The following is a 26,746-nucleotide window of genomic DNA, read 5'->3' as shown; positions in this document are numbered from 1 at the left end:
ATTACTGGTTTTTAAACCAAACACCTTTCTTCATATTTTGTAAATAACACCAATATAACGTGACCGCTCTAGCAATGAACAACACAGCAAGACTAAGCCATAAACCATGATTGCCTAAGCCTTCGTCACCCAGGTGTTGAGAAAAATACCAAACAGGGAAAAATACGCCGACGACGCAGATGATCATGGTATTTTGCATCTGTTTTACGCTGGTTGTACCGATGAAAATCCCATCCAACATAAACGACCAAATACCCAACAGTGGAAAGAAAACCAACCAAGGTAGGTACAGTGCGGCGTCGTCACGTACGCTTTGTACGTTCGTTAGTAAGCCAATGATTTGGTTGCCGAAAAGCCAGAAAATGAACATCAAAATCAAAGCGGCCAACAAAGCCCAATAGGTTGAAAGCTGTATCACTTTCTTAAAGTTAGCCTTGTCTTTGCGGCCATAATATTCGCCGCACAAGGCTTCTACAGAAAACGCAAAACCGTCTAGCGCATTGGAGATGATCATCAAAAAAGTCAGTAAAACGGCATTAGCAGCAAGAATCGAATCTCCTTGGCGTGCGCCCTGAGCGGTAAAAAATAACATCACCAACAACAAGAGAATAGTGCGCACAAATAAGTAACGATTCACTTGCACCAATGCCACATATTCACGCCACTGCGCCAACGCACGCATAGGCACATGACCCGAGAAGCCTTTCAGCTTATGCCACGCTAAAACGCCCGCGACCGTCACGCCGATGTAATGCGCAAACACCGTCGCCCAAGCAACGCCATCACTGGCCATTCCTAAACCATAAACGGCAAAATAATCAAGCGCCATGTTAGCGACGTTGATCACCAGTAACATCCACAGCGCGCCCTTGGAATACTGCACGCCAAAAAACCAGCCCATTAAAGCGTAACCTGCTAATACCGCTGGCGCACTGAAAATTCGTGCTTCACAATAAATGCGTGCCCAAGGTTCAACATCCGCACTGGGCGCCATCAAATGAATAAAAAGATCGATTAAAGGGGCGCGAAACAGTATCAGCATTAAACCGATGAAAACGCCCATTAGAATCGACTGCAACAGCAACTCACGAACCCGTCTATCATCGCCTTGGCCCAGAGCTTGAGCCGTCAATCCTGTTGACCCCATCCGCAAAAAACCAAACGCCCAAAACAAAAAGCTGAACACACTTGCTCCAATCGCGACAGCACCAAGATGTGTTGCCGTTCCCAAGTGTCCAACGACCGCCGTATCAACCAAACCAAGTAGGGGTGTTGTGATATTTGAAATCATCGGCGGCCACGCCATATGCCAAATCTTACGATTCAATGGGGCGTTTGCACGATGTGCGCAAAAGATAGAATTTAGGGATAATTTCGACACACGAGGCTCACTTGTGGATATTTCATATTTTGTGGATAAAAATCAACCAGACTAACCATTCTTACGCGTAACGATTTGTGGAAAATCATAGCAGTTATTCACATTTAGCGTCAGACCTTCCTATCATTGTGCACTTTTTAGACAGAAGGAGACTATTCATGACCATTAATTTCGTATTTCAATCACTTGTCCACATAGCAAGAAAATAAAAAACAGTTGATTATATATTTCTTAAATATTGGATAACTCATGCTTTTTTCCACAATCTGGCTCGCATCGTCGTATAAATTTGCTAAACTTGCGCTTATTTTTCATCTTCCGGAGAAAACTTATGCCCAAGCAACTTAAACCCTTTATTGAAGGTTTGGCCGTCGGTTGTGTTTTTATTAGTATCACTATGTTGTTTGAAATTCCGTTGTACATGAGTTTTATCATCGGCGCTTTGGCCGCACTAGGCGGCTATCGTAACTCCATCAAAATGGATCGTGAAAAAGCGGCTAAAAAAGAACAAAATCAACCGAACACCTCCAAACAAGACATAGAATAAAATGGCCGATTCTAACCCGCCTGTTTACGGTGAAAGCGATGGCACCTTACAAAAAGTGGGCGGTATCGCTGGTTTGCAATCACTGGTAGAAGCATTTTACCGCATCATGGAAAACACACCAGAATACCGACCGTTATTTGACATGCATCCAAACAACCTTGAACTGACCATCGACAAACTGGTGTCTTTTTTATCAGGCTGGATGGGCGGCGAAAAATTATTTACCAAGAAATATGGGCCTATTAGCTTGCCTCAAGCCCATGCTCACCTAATCATCACTGAAAAAGAAAAAGCCATGTGGTTAAACTGCATGGCCGCCGCATTAGACGAACTGGGTTACCCAGAAGACGTAAAAGCGTACCTACTTCCGAAGCTTAAGTTCCCTGCTGAACGCATTCGACAAGTCAGTGCTGCTCGGCATAATGCTTAACATCTTTTAAAACCCCTCCCTAACCCTCCCCTTGAAGATAAGGGGAGGGAACAAAAAGCCTTAGCTCCTCCCCCTGTCAAGGGGGAGGTTGGGAGGGGGTTTAACTTCGTACTTCTTTGGTCACACGAATCCCCAAGCGTTTCGCTAATCTTGCTAGGTTCGCTCGATCCATGGATAAATGCTGGGCGGCTTTAGTCCAGTTTCCCTCTGTTACTTCTAATGCTTGTCGAATCATGTCACGCTGGTAAGTCTCTGTTTTTTCTCGTAAATCGATAGGCTCGTTAGATATTATAGCGTCTTTCTGCGTATGTTCTATCACACGCTGTATCTCTTCTTTATCACTTTTTTCAATTTGTAACCCCGTTAAATGCGCAGGTGAGATAACGGTAATACTCGTTGGGCTTTCGTCTTTGGCGCTCTCTGCCTTTGCAAATAAGGCCGCGCGCGAAATCACATGCTCTAGCTCTCGGACGTTACCAGGCCAATGGTAGGTTTCTAGCAGATTGATTGCTGATGGCGATAACGTCAGTTGCTGCAAGCCTAATTTACGACGAAAGCGCTCAGCAAAAAAACCCGCGAGTAAAGGAACATCGCCTTGGCGATCTCGCAACGCCGGCACTTTTATAGGAAACACACTAAGTCGATGAAATAAGTCGGCACGAAAACGATGCTCCGCGACTTCCGTTTCCAGATGTCGGTTAGTGGCCGCAATAATTCGCACATCCACTTTGCGAATTTGGTCTTTACCCACCGCTTGGATTTCTTGATTTTGAATCGCTCTGAGTAATGATCCTTGCACTTCTAGTGGCAATTCACCGATTTCATCCAAAAATAATGTACCACCATCTGCCAATAAAAATTTGCCTTGGCGATCGCGATCGGCGCCCGTAAAAGCGCCTTTTACATGACCAAACAGCTCACTTTCGATGAGATGATGAGGAATCGCTGCGCAGTTGACATACACCATAGGCGCTTCAAAGCGAGAGGAATGTTCGTGCAGTGCACGCGCCACCAGCTCTTTACCAACACCGGTTTCCCCTTCGATCAGGATGGCAAAATCTGACGGTGCAACCAAATCGATAGACTGTTTAAGTTCTTGTATGGCCTTACTTTGTCCAATCATCTCGAGAGTTTGTTCGCTCATCACTTTTAAAACATGCTGGGCATGTTGCGACTTATTCTCTAATTGCTCCATTAAGATGGCGGTGTTTAAGGTCATCGCGGCCATGGTGCCAATGATTTCTAAAGCGCGAGCATCTATGTCATCAAAAACGCCCGGCAGGATACTGTCTAACGTCACAGCACCAATCAATTTTCCTTCCAAATACAAGGGCACACCCATACAAGAATGCACTCGCAACTGCTCATCATGACCCAGCACCATGCCATCGTATGGATCTGGAAGAGGGGAATCGGCCGCAAAGCGAACAGGATAATGCCCGCCACAAATCGCTTTTAACCTCGGGTGCTCCGCAATTGTAAAGCGTCGACCCATTAAGTCTTCTGACAAGCCTCGCTGAGCAATCGGCGTCAACACCGCATTATTATGGATCAGCAATACAACCGCATCGCAATTGATCGTGGCACGTACGGCGTAGACTAATTGTTCAAAACGATTGGGTTGTGTCACCGCACTGGCAAGATCTAAAGCAAAGCTAAGTAGGGCGTTATTGGAAACCTGATTCATGATCATCAACTTATAAGAAGAAAGACTAACCGTGTCATTTAGACTCTAACATATCATATCGACTTATTATTTTGTGAGTCTTATTGACTCTTTATCAAACCTGTAAAACGTAAACACATGATTTATAAGTATTTTATTAGTTGGCACGTTCTTAGCAATACTGTAGATAAGAAATTGTTATTCATCGTTTAAAAGGAAACAAAAATGTTATCTCAACAACACATAGACACAGTTAAAAGTACAATCCCACTGCTTGCTTCCGCAGGGCCAGCGATTACTGAGCACTTTTACAAACGTATGTTTTTGCACAACCCTGAGCTAAAACACGTATTTAACATGACGCACCAAAAGACTGGCGGTCAACCTGCGGCCTTATTCAACGCCATTGCCGCTTACGCGACGCACATCGACAATCTAGAAGTGCTCACCAGCGCCGTCATGCGTATCGCTCATAAGCACACCAGCTTTAACATTCAACCAGATCAATACGATATTGTCGGCCACCACTTAATCGAAACATTGCGCGAACTCGCACCAGATGCTTTCACCAAAGACGTTGAAGAAGCGTGGGTTGCAGCTTATGGTCAATTGGCAGGCATCTTTATCAAAATAGAAAGCGACCTTTACAAAGAACGCGCGGCGCAAGCCGGTGGTTGGACTGATTTCCGCCGCTTTCGTGTCGCATCAAAAACACCTGAGTCTGATCTGGTTACCAGCTTTGTATTTGAACCAATCGACGGTGGTCCAGTCATTGACTATCTTCCAGGCCAATACTTGGGCATTAAATTACATCCAAAAGGCAACGAGTACGATGAGATACGTCAATATTCGCTATCAACAGCGCCAAACAACCAGACATATCGCATCAGTGTAAAACGCGAAGGCAGTGACGACATGGCCGGTGTTATGTCCAATTATCTACACGATCACCTAAACGTAGGAGACGAAATCGAAGCCATGCCACCAGCAGGTGACTTCTTCTTTGAAGACAAGCAAACACCTGTCGTACTCATTTCTGGTGGTGTTGGCTTAACACCAATGCAAGCCATGCTGAACACATTCGCAAAACAAAGCTACGCGCAACCAGTCCATTATTTGCACGCTTGTGCAAACCAAGGCCAACATTCCTTTAAAAGCCATGTAAACGGGCTAAAAGGGTCTTTGGCGTTAAACGTACACACTTGGTATGAGCAAACAGACAAAACAGAAGAGGGCGTTTATCAAGGCAACATGCAACTGGACGTCATCAAAGAAGGTTTGCCGATTTCGAATGGCGAATTCTACTTATGCGGTCCGGTTGGCTTTATGATGTTTGTTAAGCAACAGCTGTTAACGCTTGGGGTAGAAGCAGATCGTATTCATTACGAATTGTTTGGCCCTCACAAAGACGTGTGATTTTAACCCCTCCCTAACCCTCCCCTTGAAGATAAGGGGAGGGGATGAGATACGCGCTAAATCACTGACTCCTCCCTGTGCTAAGAGAGGATGAGATACCCGCTAAATCACTGGCTCCTCCCTGCTGCTAAGGGGGGATGAGATACGCGCTAAATCACTGGCTCCTCCCTCTGCTAAGGGGGGATGAGATACGCGCTAAATCACTGACTCCTCCACCTGCTAAGGGGGAATGAGATACGCGCTAAATCACTGGCTCCTCCCTCTGCTAAGAGGGGATGAGATACGCGCTAAATCACTGGCTCCTCCTCCTGCTAAGGGGGATGAGATATGCGCTAAATCACTGGCTCCTCCCCCTGTTAAGGGGGAGGCTGGGAGGGGGTTTTACTTCTCTTTAAAAGGCAAAAGAGCGTGAGTATCTTGATGATATCCACGCACTGATTCCGCTTCTTCTTCACAGAAATTACCAATCGCATCACGAAAACCTTCATGAGCAATATAATGAATGCTATGGCTAAAGACGGGCTCAAAGCCGCGGGCGATTTTGTGTTCTCCTTGCGTGCCCGGATCGAAGTGCTGTAAGCCTTTTTCAAGGCAAAATTCAATACCTTGGTAATAACACGCTTCGAAGTGCAAACAATCAACTTCTTCCAAACAACCCCAATAACGGCCGTATAATGAGTGATTGTCGAAGAAACACCATGACGCCGCGATCGCATCCTCACCTCGGCAAGCTTGTACCAAAACAATTTTCTCGCCCATGGTGTCGGCTAATTGGCCGAAAAACTCACGCGTTAAATAACCTTGCTGACCGCGTTTGGCGTACGTCGATTGATAGCACAAGTAAAAGAAATCGATCTCGGCCGACGTCAGTTCATTGCCTAGCGTTCGAGTAAGATGAATGCCTTGCTTGGTAACCTTGTCTCGCTCTTTGCGCGCGGCTTTGCGTTTGCGGCTGGAGAAGTGAGAAAAGTAGTGTTCCATGTCCTGATAGTCACGATTGAACCAATGAAACTGACAGGAAATACGATGCAGAAGGTCTTTGTTTGACGCGAATAAGGCGGCGTGTTCTGGCTTGGTAAATAACAGATGCCAGCTTGAGAAACCTCGATCTTGGTTTGCTTGTGTCATCAACTCCGCAAGCGCAGGGTACAAATGAGAAAACTGAACATCATCGCCTTTTGGATCAAGGCGAGAAAAAATTCTTGAACCTGTTACCGGGGAGAAGGGAATCGCCCAAATACGTTTAGGAAAATAATCCATGCCGTAACGCTGATAGGCGTCCGCCCATGACCAATCAAAGACAAATTCACCCTGAGAATGGGTTTTCAAATAGGTTGGCGCAATAGCAAGTGGAACATCATCATCGTCCATCACCAGTAAATATTCTGGATACCAGCCAGTGCCATCACCGATACTTTTGCTTTGCTCTAAGGCTTTATGAAAGGCAAATTGCGCAAAGGGATAACGCGTTTCTCCAATAGCCGCCTGCCACTTGGATTCACCTATTTGATCAACAGAATTGAACCACTGCGCTTTCATACGGTGTCCTTTCGTTCGCTTATTTTACTGATCAGCTGGCTTCCATTTGTTTGCGCATCAAGGCAACCAGGCTGGCGGTGTCAGGACGAACCTGACGCCATAGATAAAACGCTTCTGCGGCTTGACCCACTAACATACCAAGACCGTCTGCTCCTTTGCCGCCATGGTCATCGGCCCATTGCAGAAACACCGTGCGCTCTTTGCCGTACATCATGTCGTAACACCATGTTTTCGAGCCCGCTAATTCGTCTTTTAACGGTGGTAGACTACCGGACAAACTCGCCGATGTACCATTGATTATGATATCGAATTCGCCTTTTAAACCTTCAAACGTCGAGGCTAAACAATCAAAAAGCTCGGCCAACGCCTGCGCTTTTTCGACCGTACGATTGGCAATGGTGACAGATTCTGGGTTCTCAGATAAAAGAGGTTCAAGCACACCACGCACCGCGCCGCCAGCGCCTAAAATCAACACGCGCTTGCCGGTTAATGCTTGCCCATGATTATGCGTTATGTCTCGAACCATGCCGATACCGTCGGTATTGTCGCCGAAAATGTCGCCATTTTCACTCATAAGCAAGGTGTTCACTGCGCCAGCTTGTTCTGCTCGCTTGCTTAATACGTCACACATGGCATAAGCACGTTCTTTAAACGGCATCGTAATGTTCATGCCTTTGCCGTCGTTGGCAAAAAAATCTCTTACTTGGCGCTCAAATTGAACATCGTCGCCTAATAGTGTCGAATAGATAAGTTCTTGCTGTGTTTGCTCGGCAAAATGCTTATGTATGCTAGGCGATTTGCTGTGAGCAATCGGATTACCAACCACGGCGTATTGATCCAAAATATGTCCTCTTATTTATTCTGTAAAACGCAATTTCTGTGAGCCGGATATCATTCAGCCCCAGCAAGCCAATCTTTCGATGTCAGATAATAGTCGGTTAACTTGGCCTCTTCACTGCCAGGTTCAATGTGGTACTCATACGTCCAACGTACTTCCGGCGGTAATGACATCAAGATGGATTCCGTACGACCTAAGCCGCTTTGCAAACCAAAGTGCGTACCTCGGTCGAACACCAGATTAAATTCAACATAGCGTCCACGTCGATGCAGTTGAAAGTCACGCTGCTGCTCGGTAAAAGGCAGGTTTTTACGACGCTCTAATATAGGCAAATAAGCTGTTGTGTAGGCGTCGCCCACGGCTTTCATCATGCTAAAACACTGCTCGAAGCTGCCTTCGTTAAAGTCGTCAAAAAACAAACCACCAATACCACGAGGTTCACCGCGGTGTTTTAGATAGAAATACTCGTCACACCATGTTTTAAAGCGAGAATAATAGCCTTCACCAAAGGACTCAACGGCATCGTGTGCCGTTTGGTGCCAATGAACACAGTCTTCATCAAAGCCATAATAAGGCGTCAGATCAAAGCCACCGCCAAACCACCAAACGGGTGCCATCCCGTCTTTATAAACAATAAATAAACGCACATTAGCATGAGAGGTGGGCGCCATCGGATTATTGGGATGAATCACCAGAGACACGCCCATGGCTTCGAATCGGCCGCCTGCAAGCTCAGGGCGATCCGCTGTTGCGGAAGGCGGAAGGTTATCGCCCATCACATGCGAAAAATTCACACCGCCTTTTTCAATGACATCGCCACCCGCGATGACACGCGTTCGTCCGCCACCGCCGTTTGGTCTGTCCCAAGCGTCTTCTTTAAATCGTATAGAAGGTTCGACCGTTTCTAAAGACGAGCAGATCGCATCTTGAAGAGAAAGTAGGTACTGTTTAACCGCATGAATGTCTAAATCATGAGGGGAAGTTGAGCGCTCAGACATATCTGGCTCCATTTAATCGAATACTAAAAGAAATCATGCCGTTAACTTTTTATAATTAATAAAGTTTAGTGCCATCAGGCCGGCTACGCAGCAAACTCAAAATCCACATGTACTGCTCAGTATGAGTTTCAATCATGGCTTCTAATGCCTTATTCATCACAATGGCATCTTGAGTGTCATCGCCCGTAGGAAAGTTCTCAAGCGCTGGGAAAATATGCAGTTCATACTTGCCTGTTTTTGCGTTATAGGCTTGAAACATTGGCACGATATTGGCTTTTGTTAATTTGGTTAGCTTGCCTAACCCTTTCATGGTGGCTTTTTCAGCGCCGAAAAAGGGCACAAAAACCGAATGCTGTGCTCCTAGATCTTCATCAGGCAGGTAATAACCTACATACCCTTTTTTAACCGATTGAAGAAAAGGTTTGATGCCTGCACTTCTAGGGTAAACAACACCACGTCCGTACTGCATACGTTGGGTGTGCATCAGCCAATCGGTTAATGGGTTTTTTTGAGGTTTCATAATGGTTGTCACTGTGTAACCAAGCGAGGCTAACATTGAACCCGTGTAATCAATGGACCAGCAATGCGGCACCAAGGTAATGACATTTTCGCCTCTATCCAACAAAGGAAACAGATTCTCACCGCCAATGATGTCATTGCGGCTTTCTTTGTACTTATCGCTACGAACCAACAGTTCACCGTACGCAAAACAAAATTGAGCTGCGGTTTCTAAACTCTTACGTAAAATGGTTTCTCGCTCTTGTAACGATTTTTCTGGAAAACAGTGCTGAATATTTAAGCGAGCACGTTTTAACGCCCCGCTTTTTTTCTTCATAATCAAAGGAACAACTTTCGTCGCTAACTTGTCACGAATACGAAAAGGCACATAAGCCAAAACAAGCGCAAACAGCACTATCAGCCAAGTAAGCCAAAACCGTGGGGCAAGAAAACGCCATGCAAACTTAGGGTTATGTAGATTTTTATCTGATGCGGTCATGTAGGTCGTTTCATTCATTTATAAGTGAATTTTTCTATTGGATAATCATGTTACCCCAAGGAAGCCGTTACTTTATATAGCGTCTCTTATTTAACGTATACCATTCTCCAATAAGACAAGGCTCTTTCAAAAAAATCGGCATTACCGGTTGCTTGGACCAAAACAGAGGCGCCATGGAGTGTGGCGAGAAACTGAATCGTTTGAGTTTTCGCCTGCACTTCCTGCAAAGACGCCAAGCGCATAAAAAGCAACGTTAACCATTCTATTTTGACATTATAAAATGCAGCAAGAGCAGCGCTTACTTCGTCTGGCAGGATATGTTTATCCGCCGTCAGCATGGTGCAGAGGCTCATATTCTGGTGGTCAACAATCTTGGCCTTAAAGCCATTAATGAACCCCTCCAGCATAGCGTTAGGGTCGAGACTCTCATCATTTGGGTTTGGTAGCTGCGCTGAAAACTCATTGATATAACGGGTCATGACCGCCGAAGCAAGATCGCCTTTGGTTGGATAATGGTAGTGAACACTTGCACTCTTAATACCGACTTCTTCTGCAATATCGCGAAAACTAAACGCGCCATAGCCGCCTTGGATAATTAAACGCTCCGCGGCGTCCTGTATTTTGTTTTTTGTATCATTTTTCTCAACGGTCATTAAGGTATCTCATCGCAAGATTTGTCTATCTGGTGATAGGTATTTTATTGACCCAACGTAAATCCACAAGTTATATTTAACCTACCTAGTGATAGATAGCTTCACTCTTCCTCACAAAAACAATGAACGGAGTAAATAATGACATACGATCTTGTGGTTTTAGGCAGCGGTCCTGGCGGTTATGCGGCCGCCTTTCGTGCTGCGGATTTAGGGTTAACCGTTGCCATGATAGAACGTCATAACACCTTGGGTGGCGTTTGTCTTAATGTTGGCTGCATTCCCTCCAAAGCACTTTTGCACGTCGCCGGAAAAATCCTCATGGCCGATGAACCAGCCCATGGCGTGCAATTTGCCAAACCAACCATCAATCTAGACGAGGTTCGGCAACACAGACAATCGACAGTAGACACATTAACTGGCGGCCTCACAATGATGGCTAAGGGAAGGAAGGTCACCGTCCTGCATGGCGAAGGGAAGTTTGACTCCACAAGCTCCATTATTGTTACCAAAGAAGGTTCAGAGGAAAAAGTAGAATTTAAAAATGCCATTATTGCCGTCGGTTCTCGTGCTATTAAGCTGCCTTTTGTGCCTTACGACGACCCACGTATTTTAGACTCCACCAGCGCACTGCAACTCGAGCGAATTCCTGAGCATCTATTAGTCCTTGGGGGTGGCATTATTGGCTTGGAAATGGCCACGGTTTACCAATCACTCGGCGCGAAAATCACCGTCGCGGAGCTTGGTGAGCAAATCATGACTGGCGCCGACAAAGATCTCGTGCAAGTCTTCGAGCAAGTAAACAAAGATCGCATGACATTTTTGACCAAGACCCAAGTCACCAACATAGAAGCCACACCCGAAGCCTTGAATGTCACCTTGCAAGACAAAGATGGCGAACGCAATCTAGCGGTAGACGCCGTACTCGTCGCTGTTGGTCGCTCTCCCAATGGTAAAACCGCTGGTATTTCTGACGTCGGGGTTGAGCTAGACGAACGCGGATTTGTATTGATTAATGACAGGTGTCAAACATCTGTATCTAATATTTACGCCATTGGTGATGTAACTCATGGCCCGATGCTAGCACACAAAGCGTCTCACCAAGGCCACGCGGCGGCCGAAGTGATTGCGGGCCACAAGGTGGACTTCCTACCACTGGCGATTCCTTCCATTGCTTATACTTTTCCAGAAGTGGCCTGGGTTGGTTTAACGGAAACCGAAGCGAAAAAACAAGATATCGCCGTCAAAAACGCTGTTTTTCCTTGGAGCGCCAGCGGTCGAGCCATCGCGTCTGGCGTGACTCAGGGCAAAACCAAACTCATCTATGATGAAATTACCGAACGTGTCTTAGGCGCTGGCATCGTTGGCTCTCATGCCGGCGAATTACTTGGGGAACTGACTTTAGCCATCGAATTCGGCGCCACACTGGAAGACATCGCCTTAACGATTCATGCCCATCCAAGTCTTCATGAAACGGTTGGCTTAGCAGCGGAGTTAGGTGCTGGGACGATTACCGACCTGCCGAATAAGAAAGCGAAGAAACAACAGACTAACTAAAAAACATTTCTTCATTAACGTATGAGAAAAACAAATCCTTTTATCGTGAAAGCGATAAAAGGATACTTAAATCTGTGGCTAGCTTACATAAACAATATGTTGCTCGTCATCATAACTAAAATTGAGAACAATCTGGATTTGGTTTTCTTCAAGATGCAGCTTAGAGACAAGATCAAAGGTGCCTTTTTCGGCTTTCTTCGCGAGTTCTCTTAACTGCCTCTCTAGCATCTTCCAAGCGATAGCGTCTCTTGATTCATCAAAGCCATCATCGGCTCTAGAAGTCGTCCGCAGCCAACTGAAATAGACCAACGAATTGGCTTTGATATCAAAAAAATCGCCGTCCTTTGTTTCCAGATAGACAAATCCGTGAGCGGTAAATTCGTTCGACAAATACGCTTTCCACTGCTGCATAAACTGCTCTAAATAAGGCAATTTTTTCTCCTAAATGAACCACATTTCAACGGCTCGATTTTAGCTGGTAAACCATCAAGTTCAACCCCTCCCTAATCCTCCCCTTCGAAGACATAAGAGGAGGGGGCTGTAGTTCTCTCTGCCAATGCACATGAAATGAGCAACGCTTTTTTATACGTCGTCTGCACGCCAAAACAGATTTTCTCTCAAACAATGTTTGAACAACATCAAACATTGAATTGATAGCTTCTCATTTTTCAAACTTCGACCATTGCCTACTATGGATTGCTATTAACAGTGCGATTGTTAGTCTAAAGATTCACTTATTAATAAACCTACATCGCCAAGCTTGGAGTCTTATATGAAAGCAATACTATCTCAGCCTACTCTATTAAAAAGCCATTCTTATATTGGAGGCGAGTGGGTCGGTGCTAAGTCGGGTAAGACGTTTTCGATTACCAACCCTGCAAACGGTGAACACATTATAGACGTCGCAGACTTAGGTGCGGAAGAAACAACGCTGGCGGTTGAAGCCGCTGAAAAAGCCCAAAAAGAATGGCAAGGCCGAACAGCAAAAGAGCGTGCTACTTTATTACGTCGCTGGAATCAGCTGATTTTAGACAACCAAGACGACTTAGCGACCTTGATGACATTAGAGCAAGGCAAGCCGCTTGCTGAAGCCAAAGGGGAAGTTGCTTATGGCGCGTCCTTTATTGATTGGTTTGCCGACGAAGCGCGTCGCTTGAATGGCGATGTGATTCCAACATTTGCCAAAGACAAGCGCATATTAACGATAAAACAACCCATTGGTGTGGTCGCCGCTATTACACCATGGAACTTTCCTATCGCAATGATCACTCGTAAAGCCGGCCCAGCGTTGGCGGCGGGTTGTACTATTGTCATCAAACCCTCTGACGAAACGCCTTTGTGTGCGCTAGCGCTAGCGGAGCTGGCACATCAAGCGGGTATTCCGGCCGGTGTGTTAAACGTCGTGGTTGGACAAGACGCAAAAGCCATTGGTGGCGTATTAACGGGTCATCCTACGGTGCGTAAATTGTCATTCACTGGGTCAACGCCGGTTGGTAAATTACTGCTGTCGCAATGTGCGCAAACCGTAAAACGTACCTCGATGGAATTGGGCGGCAACGCGCCTTTCATTGTGTTTGACGATGCAGACCTAGACGCCGCCGTAGAAGGCGCGATTGCGTCTAAATACCGTAACGCTGGCCAAACCTGTGTTTGTGCAAATCGCCTGCTGATTCAAGAGGGCGTGTACGATGCTTTCGCTGAAAAATTAGCGAAGCGGGTAGCGACATTCAAAACAGGCGACGGTTTTTCTGACGGCGTTTCCATTGGTCCGCTTATTAATAATGCGGCCATCAGCAAAGTCGAACAGTTGGTGAGCGATGCGATTGCCAAAGGGGCAAAAGTACTCATCGGCGGAAGCAAGTCAACGGCGGGCGAGCGTTTCTTTGAGCCAACCATTTTGACTGGCGTGACCGAAAACATGGACATTTTCTCTAACGAAATATTTGGTCCTGTTGCGCCCTTGTTTAAATTCAAAACCGAGGAAGAAGCCGTTGCCATGGCGAACAATACCCCATTTGGCTTGGCGTCTTACTTCTATTCCCAAAATATTGCGCGTATCTGGCGTGTTTCTGAAGCCTTGGAATACGGCATGGTGGGCATTAACGAAGGCATTATTTCCAGCGAAGTCGCGCCATTTGGTGGTGTGAAAGAGTCAGGAAGTGGCCGCGAAGGTTCTCAATACGGTATCGACGAATACGTTGAAATCAAATACATGTGCATGGGTGGATTAGCGTAACCCGCTACTAAACAACTTACGACATAACACAGACTCTTTATGGTGGACGCCACGTGTTCCCAGTGGCTTCCAAAAAATTTAGAGCCATCTATTGATAAGGTGAAGAAAAATGAACAACGCTGATCTACAAAAACGTAAAGAGAGTGCTATCGCTCGTGGCCAAGCTAACATGGCGCCAGTCTATGTTGACCGTGCTTTAAACGCTGAGATTTGGGATGTGGAAGGCAAACGCTACATCGATTTTGGTGCTGGTATCGCCGTCGTCAATACCGGCCATAATCATCCTAAAGTAAAAGCTGCGGTACTCGCACAGCTAGAACGCTTCACTCACACTTGCGTGATGGTTAGCCCATACGAATCCGCCGTAGCATTGGCTGAAAAGCTAAACGCGGCGGCTCCGGGAGACACTCCTAAAAAATCTATTTTTGTCACTACTGGCGCTGAAGCCGTCGAGAATTGCGTGAAAATAGCCCGCGCTCACACTGGCCGCCCAGGTATTATCGCGTTTAACGGTGGTTATCACGGCCGTACGAATATGACGTTGGGTCTAACAGGAAAAGTGACGCCATATAAAATTGGTTTCGGTCCTTTCCCCAGCGATATTTTCCATATTCCTTACCCCAATGACTATTTAGGCATTACCGAAGAACAAGCACTTGCTGACCTTCAATTACGCTTTATTTGTGACATTGAACCTTCTCGTGTTGCCGCTATCATCATTGAACCCGTTCAAGGTGAAGGTGGTTTTTACAAAGCCTCAGCAAGCTTTTTGAAGAAGCTTCGTGCCCTGTGTGATGAGCACGGAATGTTACTTATCCTTGATGAAATTCAATCGGGGTTTGCGCGTACAGGCACTATGTTCTGCCACGAACAAGCTGGCATTGAAGCAGACCTTATGACCACAGCAAAAGGCATCGCTGGGGGGATACCACTAGCAGCCGTTGTTGGTAAAGCAGACATTATGGACGCTCCAATCCCAGGCGGCCTAGGCGGGACGTACGGCGGTTCTCCTGTCGGTTGTGCGGCAGGCCTTGCGGTATTTGACGTGATAGAAGAAGAGAAACTATGCGATCGAGCGACACAAATAGGCGCTCGTTTTGTCGATCATCTAACCGCACTACAAGCGGACTATCCACACATTATTGGTGATGTACGTAACGCTGGCGCGATGATCGCGGTGGAGTTTGTACACGACGGTGATGTGAATAAACCTTACCCAGAGCTTGCTAAAAAATTGTCGGCAAGCGCTTCTGAAAACGGCCTAGTGTTATTGTCTTGTGGTATTCGCGGCAACGTTATCCGTTTCCTACCTGCGTTAACCATCGAGATGGACATCATCGATGAAGGCATGAGCATCTTTAAGCGCTGCTTCAAAGCGCTTGTTTAAGCCTTTTAGAACTCGATAAGACAGTACCTTACTATAATAATACTTACTTAAAGCCACGGCGGTAACGTTGTGGTTTTTTTATTTTTTAACATCTCCTTTTCATTCAATATTCTCATCAAATCATTCACTTATTAAGTACCAACTTCCTTAGATAGCCCCTCTTTTTGTTCGATTTTCTTTGTTTAATTTTTAAGTCTTTCTTGACGTCCTTAATTTCAAAATGTATTTTGTATCCAATATCCCGTAAAACAAAAATAAACTCTCTAAAGAAAGGAATATTCAAATGAAGAAAATAATAACGGCGCTTTTGTCTATCGCAGCCCTGAATTCCATCGCGGTCACAGCAGATACGCTAGATGATGTGGCAGACAGAGGAACGCTACGCTGCGGCGTGGTACTTGATTTCCCGCCGATTGGCTATCGTGATGCGAACAACGAACCTGCAGGATTCGACGTGGATTACTGTCACGATCTTGCTAAGTCGCTGGAAGTGGATGTAAAAATAATGCCTCTCACATGGTCTGAACGCTTACCGGTTATCGCGACAGGTCGCGCTGATGTTGTGTTTGGTGGCACCTCTGACAGCTTGGCGCGTGCACGAACGGTCGGCTTTAGTATTCCTTATGCCATTTATTACTCTCAGGGAGTGGTGAATTCAAAAAGTAACATTACATCAATTGACGATATTCGCGGCAAACGTGTTGCCGCCGCGCTAGGCACTCTGCCAGAGCAGGAGTGGTTAAAAATCGCAGCGAAATGGGGCGAAGAAAACTTATATCAGAGCTACCAATCTGAAAACGAGGTTTTTCTTGCTGTCGCTCAAGGCAAGGCCGACATCGGTCTTACGACGAACACCGCCATTAAACCCATCACTCAGCAGTACGCTAATTTAGAAGCAGGCCCTCGTATGCCTTGGGTGGCGGATTACACTTCCATTGTTGGCAAACGCCAGGATGTCACTTGGTTAAATTACTTAAACTTGTTTGTAACCCATCAAGTTCGTTCAGGTCGCTACCAAGAGCTTTGGGGCAAATATGTTGGAAGTGATGCACCTGATCTGCGTATACCTGGCGTCATGTATTAATAAATAGAGGATGACTCATCGCTTTCCCTCTTGTGATTAGAGGGGAAGCCTCAGGAGATACCAGAATGTTTGATTATAATTTCCATTGGCGGCCTGTTTTAAAAAGCCTTCCCGACCTAATCCAAGCGGGTTTTGTCACCCTTGAAATTGCCTCCTTAGCGATGTTTTTAGGTGTTGTTATTGGTCTTTGCTTGGCGTTAATGCGCATGAATATGAAAGGCCCACTAAAGTGGTTTGCTGTAACCTGGATCGAAATCGCACGTAACACACCCGCACTGTTCCAGCTGTTCTTTTTTGGCTTTGGTTTAGGTGCTTTTGGCATCAACTTATCGCCTTTTACTATTATTTTAACGGGCCTCAGCTTTAACTGCGCAGGCTACCTTGCTGAAAATTTTCGCGGCGGCTTCCAAGCCATTCCCGTGATGCAAATCAACTCGGCTCGCTGTTTAGGCATGAACAGTTGGCAGGCTTACACTCGCATTGTCATTCCTCAGGTTTTACGGATTGTCTATTACCCCATCACCAATCAAATGGTCTGGGCGGTACTAATGTCTTCTCTAGGCATGCTAGTTGGCTTTAAAGAACTCAGTGGGGAAACTCAGTTCTTTGCCAGTAAAACCTTCCGCGTATTCGAGTATTTTGCTGTCGCAGCTGTTATTTACTATGTCATTGTCAAAATAGTACTAGGGGCCTCTCGCTTGTTAGCGATGCGTCTATTTCGATATTAACGAGGCTTTATATTATGCAAGAACCTATAAGCTTCTTTACTGGTTTTAATCCAAATGACCTTTGGTTTCTAGGAGAGGCGGCACTTAAAACGCTCTGGATTTCCATACTGTCGATTACCATAGGCAGTGTGATGGGCTGTGTTTTCGGTTGGGTACTCCATGAAAGCAAATCGGTGGCCGGTATCATCCTTGCCCCTATTTTAGATGTTTTTCGCTCTGTCCCTCTGCTTATTCAGTTGGTGCTTTTTTATAATTTCGCCCCTATGGTTGGTTTGGACCTTAACCCGTTTCTTTCTGGTGTTGTCATTCTGACTTTCTATACCGCGTCATTAGTTACCAACGTAGCAAGAGGCGGAATCGAGTCCGTTGAGACGTCCATGCGTCGAGCCTCTCGTTCTCTTGGTCTCACTTACTGGCAAGATTTGTTTCATGTTGTTCTGCCCATTGGCGGTCGTACTGTGTTTCCTGCTTGGATCGGTGTTGTACTTGGGGTGATGAAAGACAGCGCGTTGGTCTCTGTGTTGGGCTATGTGGAGTTACTTAAGGCCAGTCAAATTCTTATTACTAGAACACAAGAACCCTTGCTCATACTGTCTATCGCTGGCGCGTTTTACTTTGCGCTTTCTTATCCAATTTCACTTTATGCTTCTAAATTCGAAAAAAGGTGGGCGAAATGATTCAAATACGTGATCTGCATAAACACTTCGGCGACCTTCATGTTCTTAAAGGCATTAACCTCGATGTCAGTAAGGGAGAAGTATTGTCCATCATTGGCTCTTCAGGCTCGGGGAAATCCACCTTGCTGTACTGCATTAATGGTCTTGAGGCCATTCAGCAAGGTACGGTTCATATCAATGGCACCGATGTACACGCTAAGAATACTGACATTAACAAATTGCGCCAAAAGCTGGGGATGGTATTCCAACAATGGAACAGTTTTCCTCACTTAACCACCTTAGAGAATGTGGCATTGGCTCCTCGTATTGTAAAAGGAAAGTCTAAGGAGGAAGCTCTAGAGCTTGCCGCTAAACAGTTAAAACACGTTGGGCTGGGCGACAAGTTAAAAAATTACCCCGTTTCATTGTCTGGTGGTCAACAACAACGCTTGGCCATAGCGCGCGCGCTCGCTATGGAGCCAGAATACATGTTATTTGATGAAGCGACGTCGGCACTGGACCCTGAAAAAGTAGGCGAAGTTCTCGACACCATGCGTCTTCTTGCAGAAGAAGGGATGACGATGATTTGTGTTACCCATGAAATGGGATTTGCACGAGAAGTCTCCGATAGAGTGGCTTATTTCCATGAGGGAATCATGGAAGAAATTGGCCCACCACAACAAATTTTTGAAGACGCTCAGTCAGAACACACGCGTAAATTTCTTATGAATGTCCGCTAGCCTATGGCAGTTTAAGACAACTTATATTATTAGTTTAAGCAAGCAACACTAAACACACATTAATTAATGAAAATAAAAAGGTAACAGGATGAACAAAGATATTTTTTACGGCGTAATACCGGCTTTAATGACACCATGCAAAGCAGACCGTACACCGGATTACGACGCCTTAGTGAAAAAAGGCAAACAGATGATAGAAGCAGGGATGTCTGCTGTTGTGTATTGTGGATCCATGGGTGATTGGCCGTTGTTGACGGATAAAGAGCGTATGGAAGGCGTAGATCGCCTTGTGAAAGCGGGCGTTCCCGTCATGGTTGGTACTGGTGCGATCAATACGAAATCGGCTGTCGCTCTCGCGGCCCATGCCGAGAAGGTCGGTGCCGCTGGCCTCATGGTCATTCCACGTGTTTTGTCTCGTGGCTCGGTGATTTCTGCGCAAATTAATCATTTCAAAGCCATTCTTGCGGCGGCACCGTCTATTCCAGCCATCATCTACAACAGCCCTGTATACGGTTTTGAAACACGAGCTGATGTCTTCTTTGCGCTTCGTAAAGAACACAAAAACCTGATTGGCTTCAAAGAGTTTGGCAGTAAAGAAGCCATGCGCTATGCCGCTGAAAACATTACGTCTAACGATGAAGAAGTGTTGTTGATGGTTGGCGTAGATACTCGAGTGTTTCATGGATTCGTAAACTGTGGCGCCACAGGATCCATCACCGGTATCGGTACCGCATTACCAAAAGAAGTATTGTTGCTTACTCATCTTTCAAAAATGGCCGCTACTGGAAATGCAGAAGCTCGTATGCGAGCTCAAGAGTTAGAAGAAGCCATGTCCGTTCTTGCCAGTTTTGACGAAGGCCCAGAGCTTGTATTGTTCTTTAAATACCTATTGGTATTAAATGGTGAAGAAGAATATCGCCTGCACTTTAATGAAACAGATGAACTAAACGAAGAGCAACGCAGATACTGCGAAAAACAATACCAGCTTTTCAAAACGTGGTTTGCTCAGTGGGTAAAACAAGGTGGAGTGATTACTGAATGCTTATCGTAGATAGCCATACCGAAGGCGAACCTACCCGAGTGATTCTTGAAGGAGGCCCTGATCTTGGATCAGGGCCTTTATCGGAACGGGCAGCACGTCTAGCGACTGAATATAAAGACTTTTACTGTTCTGTGGTGCTTGAACCCTATGGGCAAGAAGCCATGGTTGGCGCTTTATTAACCGAGCCAACAAACCCTGAATGCGTCGCTGGTGTTATCTATTTTGATGCGGCAGCGGTCATTGGTATGTGTGGGCACGGCACAATTGGTGTCGCAGCCACACTGGCTCACATTGGTAAAATTGGCATTGGCACCCATAAAATAGAAACACCGGTCGGCATTGTTGAAGTCACACTGAGCGATAAAAATACGATAACCGTAAGAAACATCGACAGTTACCGATTCAAAAAAGCCATCACGTTAGAAGTGGAAGGCATTGGTAAAGTAACAGGTGATATTGCTTACGGCGGTAACTGGTTCTTTATGGTCGATGATAGTCCCACTCCCGTGCTACCAAGCAATATTCGTGGTTTAACGGAAGCAGGGATTGCCATTCGAGAAGCCATTTACGCTCAAGGTATTAAAGGGGGAAATGACGGCATTATCGATCATATTGTGCTGTATGGCCCTGCGCTTACTGAGAAAGGACACACGCGTAATTTCGTTCTATGCCCAGACGATGCCTACGATAGATCACCTTGTGGAACCGGTTGTTCCGCCCGCTTGTCATGTCTTGCGGCCGATAATCGACTTGCCCCTGGTGAGGAAATTTATCAAGAAAGCACCATTGGTAGTGGTTATACGTTGAGTTACGAACTGTCCACCAGCCCAACTGCTCCAAAAGGAAGTATTGTGCCGTCTATTACCGGTCAGGCCTTTATCACTCGTGAAGCAACACTCATCAATAACCCAAACGATCCTCTCAAAAAAGGCATCGTACTAGGGTGCTAAAACGAGCAAGGAGTCACTATGAGCGACAAAATAAAACCGGATGTTATTGTGATTGGTGCTGGCATTATTGGCATCAGTACCGCCCTTAAATTACAGGCGGAAGGCAGACAGGTACTTGTACTAGATCGGAAAGGCGTCGCCGCTGAAACATCAGCAGGTAACGCAGGGGCATTCGCTTTTGCGGACGTTATACCACTTGCCACGCCTGGTATTATGCGCAAAGCCCCAAAATGGCTCCTTGATCCCCTTGGCCCTTTATCACTTCGCCCAGCTTACGCGTTAAAAATTCTACCTTGGATGTTCCAGTTCTGGCGAGCCAGTTGGAAAGACAAATACCAAGCGGCTCTCACAGCACAAGCCAGTTTGATGGCGTTATCGAAAGCCGCGTTAGAACGTCAAATAACAGCCGTCAATGGTGAGTCGTTGATTCGACGAGAAGGGCAGTTACAACTTTATGAAGGCGCCGCCGAATTCAAAGCAAGCCTCGCAGGTTGGCAAACACGCAAAGAGCACGGCGTCCTATTCGAGTTTCTAGAAAGCCCCGAAGCCATCGCTAAAATCCAGCCCGGTATTCACCCTCGTTTTACCCATGCGGCTTTTACCCCAGAATGGAAAAACGTCGTCCACCCCGCCCAATGGACACAATACTTAGCAGACGCGTTCAAAAAATTAGGTGGTCAAATACGCATTGCGTCCATCAACGCCATTGATTTAAAAGACAACAGCGTCCTCTTAAAAAGCAATGACGAAGATTATGAAGCAAGCTATGTGGTGATCGCGGCAGGCGCATGGTCAAAAACATTAGCGCAATCAATAGGTGACAATTTACCGCTCGACACCGAACGAGGGTACAACACGACATTGCCAGCTGGCGCGTTTGATCTTAAAACCCACATCACTTTCAGTAACCACGGCTTTGTTGTGACAAAAGCAGGGCAAGGCATACGAGTCGGTGGCGCCGTAGAACTCGGCGGCCTGTCTCTTAAACCGAATTATAAACGCGCCGATGTTCTGCTCAATAAAGCCGCTCATTTCTTACCCGAACTAAAAGTCACAGGAGGAGAGCAGTGGATGGGATTTCGTCCATCCATGCCAGACAGCTTGCCGGTGATTGATTACGCTACTCAGTCTAAACGTGTCATTTACGCCTTTGGGCACGGCCATTTAGGCCTCACTCAATCCGCCGGTACGGCCGAGTTAGTCAGCGATCTTCTGGCTGAAAGGCAAATCAGTATTTCAATGCGGCCTTATTCTGCAACACGTTTCCAATAATCCATCAGACATTAGAGGATATCCAAGCCTATGCGCAGTCGTAAAACGATCCATGTTATTTCCGCTCATGCCGAAGGAGAAGTCGGTGATGTGATTGTTGGTGGCGTGACGCCGCCGCCCGGAAACACCTTGTGGGAACAACGTTCATTCATCGAAAAAGATAAAACCTTACGTAATTTCATGTTGAACGAGCCTCGCGGCGGCGTATTTCGCCATGTGAATTTATTGGTGCCACCTAAGCACCCTGACGCTGACGCCGCGTTCATTATCATGGAGCCAGAAGACACGCCTCCTATGTCTGGTTCTAACTCTATTTGTGTGTCCACTGTTCTTTTAGACAGTGGGATCTTGCCGATGCAAGAACCCTACACCGACATCGTTTTAGAAGCCCCCGGCGGGCTCGTATATGTTCGCGCGGAATGTCGTGACGGCAAAGCTCAGCGCATTTTTGTGCAAAACGTTCCAAGCTTTGTCGATAAGATCAATGTACCTTTAGAAGTCGAAGGGCTAGGTACAATTATGGTTGATACGGCTTATGGCGGTGACAGTTTTGTCATCGTAGACGCACAATCGTTAGGTTTTGATATTGTTGAAAGTGAAGCCAAAGCCATTGCTCAGCTGGGCGTGAAAATCACCAATGCTGCGAACGAGCAGTTAGGCTTTACCCACCCAACGAATCCGAATTGGAAACACATTTCTTTTTGTGCTTTTTGTGGTCCAATCGAAACAACAGACAAGGGGTTTAGTAGTAAATCAGCGGTCGCGATCCAACCCGGCAAAGTCGACCGTTCCCCAACCGGTACGGCGGTTTCCGCTAGAATGGCGCTAATGCACGCCAAAGGCTTGATGACAGTCGGGCAAGAACTCATGGCAACGTCCATCATCGGTTCGCAATTTAATGGCAAGATTATTGAAACCACTCAGGTTAATGGTCACCCTGCCGTGATTCCACAAATCAGTGGGCGAGGGTGGATTACAGGCACACATCAGCATATGTTAGACCCAGACGATCCGTGGCCTGAAGGCTATAAGCTAAGTGATACTTGGGGAGCCTAGCCTCCTAGTAAGAATAATAAAACATAATGGAGAAAGTATGAGCGATAACGTCACCCTACGTTTGGCTGAAATGCGTGAGCTAAGCGAAACGATACTCATGGACAATGGTTTTAACGAAGACCACGCCCGTTCCATCACAGATATCATGTACGCCTGTCAGCAAGATGATTGCCACTCTCACGGCCTTCATCGCCTACTTATGTGCGTTGAAAGTATCAAATCTGGACGCATCGATGGCACCGCAGTACCTACCATCACAGACGCAGGCCCTTCGGTGGTTCGAGCCAACGCCAACAAGGGAATGTCTTTACTTGCCTTACAGGCCGCACTGCCACAATTAATAGAAAAGGCAAAGAAAAACGGCATTGCCGCGCTGGCAATTAATAACTGTTATCACTTTTCTGCGCTTTGGCCTGAAGTCGAAAAATTGTCTGAAGCCGGACTGGCCGCCATTGCCATGGTTCCCAGTCATGCATGGGTCGCCCCTGCAGGCGGAACTCGCGGTACGTTAGGCACCAACCCTTTAGCGTTCAGCTGGCCGCGCAGAGGCAAACACCCCTTTACCTTTGATTTTGCCACTAGCCAATTTGCCAGAGGTGAAGTTGAACTGTATCGCAGAGCGGGAAAGGCGTTACCAGAAGGCGTTGCTATCGATAAAGATGGAAAACCAACCACAGACGCAGAAGCCGCGATGAATGGCGCCATGCTGACGTTTGGTGGTTATAAAGGCTCTGCTTTGTCGATCATGATTGAATTACTTGCAGGGCCGCTTATCGACGACCTTACCAGTAAAGAAAGTATGGACTTTGCCGAAGGTAAACCCGAAGCGCCTTATCATGGTGAAATACTGATCGCGATCGATCCGAATTTATTGAGCGGTGGCAAAGCCGTTGCCAATGATGAGCGAGCAGAGCGATTGTTTGCAGACATTATTGATCAAGGCGCACGTTTGCCATCTCAGCGACGCTATGTGGCTCGCGAGCACAACATGAAACGTGATGCGATAGAGATTCCTCGAACACTATATGAAGAACTTCTCACATTGCGTAAATTCTAATGGTTCAGGCAAAAAAAACCGCGCTCTTGGCGCGGCTTTTTTTTGTCTAATAAATACGAATATTAGATAAGGTCTTCTGGTAATAATCCCGCTGGAATATCTTGATAACACACTGGACGCAAGAATCGGCGAATCGACATTGTTCCTACTGACGTCGCGCCAAAATTGGTAGACGCTGGATACGGCCCACCATGCACCATGCTGTCACACACTTCCACGCCGGTAGGGAAGGCGTTCGCCAAGATACGACCCGCTTTACGCTCCAGTACAGGAAGGAAGCTTTTTGCGGCACCAATATCAGACTCATCCAAATGGATAGTACACGAGAGTTGGCCTTCTAAGCTTTTGGCAACTTGCAACATTTCCTCAATCGAAGAGGCTAAAACAACCACCCCTAATGGGCCAAATACTTCCTCGGCTAGTTGATTGTTTTTCAGCCATTCCGCCGCTGTTGTAGCGTAAAGATACGGTGTTGCATCACGCAACTCACAAGACGTTGCCAGTACTTCACGTACGCCTGTCGCCGCCGCAATGCGTTTTTGGCCAGCGCGATACGCTTCCGCAATCCCATCTGTTAGCATAACTTGAGCAGGTACTGATGATAGATTATTACTCACAGTAGATACAAACTCGTCCGCTTCAGGGCCAGCGAGTAACACGGTAATCCCAGGATTGGTACAAAACTGTCCGGCTCCCATCGTCAAAGAAGCGGCCCAGCCTTTGCCCAACTCGTCTCCGCGGTTTGCTATGGCATTGGGGAATAAGAACATGGGATTAACGGAGCCTAATTCACCAAAGAAGGGAATCGGCTCAGGACGTGCTGCACACAAATCGAATAAAGCACGGCCTCCCGCTAAAGAACCCGTAAAACCGACCGCTTTGATCAATGGATGCTGTACCAACGCAGAACCGACTTCACGATTGCCGCCTTGTATTAAACTAAACACGCCGGCCGGCATGCCACATTTTGTGATGGCCGCGTGAATGGCTTCGGCCACAATTTCACCGGTTCCAGGGTGTGCACTGTGTCCTTTTACAACAACGGGACAACCGGCAGCCAAAGCCGCAGCGGTATCGCCACCGGCGGTGGAAAAGGCCAATGGGAAGTTTGACGCACCAAATACGGCAACAGGGCCAATAGGGCGCTGTATAAGTTTTAAATCGGCGCGAGGAAGAGGCTGACGTTCTGGCAAAGCCGCATCGTGGCGCTTATCTAAATAGTCTCCTTGAAGAATATGCTGTGCAAACAAGCGTAACTGACCACATGTGCGTCCGCGTTCACCGATTAATCGGGCTTCAGGCAACCCCGTTTCTGCACAACCAATGGCGGTAATGTCACTACCACGGGCGTCTATTTCATCAGCAATGGCGTTTAAAAAACTCGCACGTGTTTCACGTGAAGAATAGCCATACTCGAGAAAAGCCAATTCTGCGGCCTCAACGGCGTCGCTGACATTGGTGACAGAGCCTTTTGCAAAGGCATGCGCTTCGCCAGTAGCAGGAGAAGATAGGAACGTTTGATCTGAGGCGACCCATTGTCCAGCGATTAAATGTTTACCATGTGGCATGAAAGTCATGTTGTTCTTGCTCCATTAGTATTCGTTTGAAGTAAATCGATATATGGATATTGTATCCAAAAATACAAATTGTACAAGTAATAAGCGTATACGCATCATAAAAGAAGCCGTAAAACTTTTAAAACACACGAGTAAAGTAAACAATGGAAGAGGGACTGAATAGCGTTGTCTTTCCTTAGCAACAGTATTCAGTTAACACGAAGTAGATTACTTAGAGCGTGTTACCGCAATCAACTCTAGTATTTGTTGTTTGGTGTTTTCAAGGTGGGCTCTTAATAGATTCGCAGCGCCATCAACATCACGTAAGCGAGCTAGATTTAATAAAGATCGATGGTCATGTTCAGCGTTATCTGCTTTTCTGAGTTGATCGATATGCATACTGACGTATCGATTTGCCTGCATACTCACGCGTTCAAGGAGTTGCATCGTCAATTTCTGATTGGCTGCTTCATACAACATTGCGTGATATTGCGCATTTAATGGCCCCCAGTCAGCCACGTTTCCAGCGGCATATGACGCTTCCATTTCATCAAGTAAGTCGCTGCACTGATCAAAGTGGTGTTCTTCCATTAACGGTATGGACTTTTTAAGCAGATCAACTTCTAAGAGAATCCTTACATCAAAAAATTCAGCGATCTCAGCCAAGGAGTGCTTTGTAACGGTAGCCCCTCGGTTGTTGATAAAAACAACAAGCCCTTCCGAATCAAGCCGTTTCAATGCCTCTCGAACCGGCATTCGTGACACATCATATTCTTCAGCCAATAATTCTTGTCGAATAAGATCACCTTCTGCTAGGTCACCAGACAAAATTCGATTACGCAAATCAGTAGCGATAACATCAGGTAAACTTTGGCGTACGACAGCCCTCTTTTGAGCCAATTTTCTACCCTCACTTGATACATGAATTAAGGACAAGTAATGACTTCATAATGAAACCAAAAG

25 protein-coding genes are annotated in these 26,746 nt (G+C 46.3%); 15 read left to right on the top strand and 10 right to left on the bottom strand.

Going from position 1 to position 26,746, the window contains the following annotated elements; translation table 11 throughout:
* Nucleotide 1 precedes the first annotated feature (1 nt).
* Nucleotides 2–1,306: an MATE family efflux transporter gene (locus tag MP3633_RS00340; protein WP_176336675.1), complete on the bottom strand. Its 1,305-nt coding sequence runs from the start codon at nt 1,304–1,306 to the stop codon at nt 2–4.
* A 406-nt stretch (nt 1,307–1,712) separates the two neighbouring features.
* Here MP3633_RS00340 and MP3633_RS00335 point away from each other — a divergent pair, with 406 nt between their 5' ends.
* On the top strand, nt 1,713–1,928 hold the full coding sequence (locus tag MP3633_RS00335) for a hypothetical protein (RefSeq protein ID WP_176334000.1): 216 nt from the start codon (nt 1,713–1,715) through the stop codon (nt 1,926–1,928).
* A 1-nt stretch (nt 1,929) separates the two neighbouring features.
* Nucleotides 1,930–2,358, top strand: coding sequence for a group II truncated hemoglobin (locus MP3633_RS00330; RefSeq protein WP_176333999.1), 429 nt, complete (start codon nt 1,930–1,932; stop codon nt 2,356–2,358).
* Between the two features lie 100 nt (nt 2,359–2,458).
* Here MP3633_RS00330 and norR read toward each other — a convergent pair whose 3' ends face one another.
* Nucleotides 2,459–4,045 (bottom strand): nitric oxide reductase transcriptional regulator NorR, encoded by a 1,587-nt coding sequence (gene norR / locus MP3633_RS00325; RefSeq protein WP_176333998.1) that lies wholly within the window; start codon nt 4,043–4,045, stop codon nt 2,459–2,461.
* Between the two features lie 204 nt (nt 4,046–4,249).
* Here norR and hmpA point away from each other — a divergent pair, with 204 nt between their 5' ends.
* A complete protein-coding gene (hmpA, locus tag MP3633_RS00320) occupies nt 4,250–5,440 on the top strand; it encodes an NO-inducible flavohemoprotein (protein WP_176333997.1) in 1,191 nt (396 codons plus the stop codon).
* 381 nt (nt 5,441–5,821) lie between these two features.
* Here the strand turns inward: hmpA and MP3633_RS00315 are convergent, their stop codons facing one another.
* The 5 genes from MP3633_RS00315 to MP3633_RS00295 all read right to left on the bottom strand — a co-directional run bounded on the left by MP3633_RS00315 (nt 5,822) and on the right by MP3633_RS00295 (nt 10,465).
* Nucleotides 5,822–6,979, bottom strand: coding sequence for a GNAT family N-acetyltransferase (locus MP3633_RS00315; RefSeq protein ID WP_176333996.1), 1,158 nt, complete (start codon nt 6,977–6,979; stop codon nt 5,822–5,824).
* A 31-nt stretch (nt 6,980–7,010) separates the two neighbouring features.
* Complete coding sequence (aroE, locus tag MP3633_RS00310; protein WP_176333995.1) at nt 7,011–7,820, bottom strand: shikimate dehydrogenase; 810 nt, start codon at nt 7,818–7,820, stop codon at nt 7,011–7,013.
* Nucleotides 7,821–7,870: 50 nt separating this feature from the next.
* Complete coding sequence (hemF, locus tag MP3633_RS00305; RefSeq protein WP_176333994.1) at nt 7,871–8,815, bottom strand: oxygen-dependent coproporphyrinogen oxidase; 945 nt, start codon at nt 8,813–8,815, stop codon at nt 7,871–7,873.
* Nucleotides 8,816–8,870: 55 nt separating this feature from the next.
* A complete protein-coding gene (lpxM, locus tag MP3633_RS00300; protein WP_176333993.1) occupies nt 8,871–9,812 on the bottom strand; it encodes a lauroyl-Kdo(2)-lipid IV(A) myristoyltransferase in 942 nt (313 codons plus the stop codon).
* A gap of 86 nt (nt 9,813–9,898) precedes the next feature.
* A complete protein-coding gene (locus tag MP3633_RS00295; RefSeq protein ID WP_176333992.1) occupies nt 9,899–10,465 on the bottom strand; it encodes a TetR/AcrR family transcriptional regulator in 567 nt (188 codons plus the stop codon).
* 138 nt (nt 10,466–10,603) lie between these two features.
* On the opposite strand from MP3633_RS00295, the gene lpdA reads away from it, so the two are divergent.
* Nucleotides 10,604–12,019: a dihydrolipoyl dehydrogenase gene (gene lpdA, locus MP3633_RS00290; RefSeq protein WP_176333991.1), complete on the top strand. Its 1,416-nt coding sequence runs from the start codon at nt 10,604–10,606 to the stop codon at nt 12,017–12,019.
* Between the two features lie 78 nt (nt 12,020–12,097).
* Here lpdA and MP3633_RS00285 read toward each other — a convergent pair whose 3' ends face one another.
* Complete coding sequence (locus tag MP3633_RS00285; RefSeq protein WP_244959750.1) at nt 12,098–12,451, bottom strand: hypothetical protein; 354 nt, start codon at nt 12,449–12,451, stop codon at nt 12,098–12,100.
* Between the two features lie 340 nt (nt 12,452–12,791).
* On the opposite strand from MP3633_RS00285, the gene MP3633_RS00280 reads away from it, so the two are divergent.
* From MP3633_RS00280 to MP3633_RS00230, 11 genes are all read left to right on the top strand, one after another.
* Nucleotides 12,792–14,255 (top strand): NAD-dependent succinate-semialdehyde dehydrogenase, encoded by a 1,464-nt coding sequence (locus tag MP3633_RS00280; RefSeq protein WP_176333990.1) that lies wholly within the window; start codon nt 12,792–12,794, stop codon nt 14,253–14,255.
* 109 nt (nt 14,256–14,364) lie between these two features.
* Entirely contained in the window at nt 14,365–15,642 is a 1,278-nt protein-coding gene (gabT, locus tag MP3633_RS00275) for a 4-aminobutyrate--2-oxoglutarate transaminase (protein WP_112135356.1), read from the top strand.
* 283 nt (nt 15,643–15,925) lie between these two features.
* Entirely contained in the window at nt 15,926–16,726 is an 801-nt protein-coding gene (locus MP3633_RS00270; RefSeq protein WP_176333989.1) for a transporter substrate-binding domain-containing protein, read from the top strand.
* A 65-nt stretch (nt 16,727–16,791) separates the two neighbouring features.
* Nucleotides 16,792–17,454, top strand: coding sequence for an amino acid ABC transporter permease (locus MP3633_RS00265; RefSeq protein WP_112135359.1), 663 nt, complete (start codon nt 16,792–16,794; stop codon nt 17,452–17,454).
* Between the two features lie 14 nt (nt 17,455–17,468).
* Nucleotides 17,469–18,131 carry an amino acid ABC transporter permease gene (locus tag MP3633_RS00260; RefSeq protein WP_112135361.1) on the top strand — a complete coding sequence of 221 codons (663 nt, stop codon included), beginning with the start codon at nt 17,469–17,471 and terminating at the stop codon, nt 18,129–18,131.
* The gene (locus tag MP3633_RS00255) at nt 18,128–18,850 is read left to right on the top strand and encodes an amino acid ABC transporter ATP-binding protein (protein WP_112135363.1); all 723 of its coding nucleotides are present in this window, start codon (nt 18,128–18,130) and stop codon (nt 18,848–18,850) included. The genes MP3633_RS00260 and MP3633_RS00255 overlap by 4 nt, the downstream gene beginning before the upstream one ends.
* A gap of 88 nt (nt 18,851–18,938) precedes the next feature.
* Nucleotides 18,939–19,901: a dihydrodipicolinate synthase family protein gene (locus MP3633_RS00250; protein WP_176333988.1), complete on the top strand. Its 963-nt coding sequence runs from the start codon at nt 18,939–18,941 to the stop codon at nt 19,899–19,901.
* Nucleotides 19,889–20,842, top strand: a complete 954-nt coding sequence (locus MP3633_RS00245; protein ID WP_176333987.1) for a 4-hydroxyproline epimerase — start codon at nt 19,889–19,891, stop codon at nt 20,840–20,842. Before MP3633_RS00250 ends, MP3633_RS00245 begins: the two co-directional genes overlap by 13 nt.
* An 18-nt stretch (nt 20,843–20,860) precedes the next feature.
* Nucleotides 20,861–22,114 (top strand): NAD(P)/FAD-dependent oxidoreductase, encoded by a 1,254-nt coding sequence (locus tag MP3633_RS00240; protein WP_176333986.1) that lies wholly within the window; start codon nt 20,861–20,863, stop codon nt 22,112–22,114.
* Between the two features lie 30 nt (nt 22,115–22,144).
* Nucleotides 22,145–23,170 carry a trans-3-hydroxy-L-proline dehydratase gene (locus tag MP3633_RS00235; RefSeq protein WP_176333985.1) on the top strand — a complete coding sequence of 342 codons (1,026 nt, stop codon included), beginning with the start codon at nt 22,145–22,147 and terminating at the stop codon, nt 23,168–23,170.
* A gap of 37 nt (nt 23,171–23,207) precedes the next feature.
* Entirely contained in the window at nt 23,208–24,227 is a 1,020-nt protein-coding gene (locus MP3633_RS00230; protein ID WP_176333984.1) for an Ldh family oxidoreductase, read from the top strand.
* Between the two features lie 62 nt (nt 24,228–24,289).
* Here MP3633_RS00230 and MP3633_RS00225 read toward each other — a convergent pair whose 3' ends face one another.
* Together MP3633_RS00225 and MP3633_RS00220 are read right to left on the bottom strand one after the other, a co-directional pair.
* Complete coding sequence (locus MP3633_RS00225; protein ID WP_176333983.1) at nt 24,290–25,804, bottom strand: aldehyde dehydrogenase (NADP(+)); 1,515 nt, start codon at nt 25,802–25,804, stop codon at nt 24,290–24,292.
* Nucleotides 25,805–26,011: 207 nt separating this feature from the next.
* Nucleotides 26,012–26,683, bottom strand: a complete 672-nt coding sequence (locus MP3633_RS00220) for a GntR family transcriptional regulator (RefSeq protein ID WP_176333982.1) — start codon at nt 26,681–26,683, stop codon at nt 26,012–26,014.
* Nucleotides 26,684–26,746: the final 63 nt, after the last annotated feature.

Source organism: Marinomonas primoryensis (assembly GCF_013372285.1).
Classification (GTDB): Bacteria; Pseudomonadota; Gammaproteobacteria; order Pseudomonadales; family Marinomonadaceae; genus Marinomonas; species Marinomonas primoryensis.
This window is presented reverse-complemented; position numbering and strand designations above follow the sequence as displayed.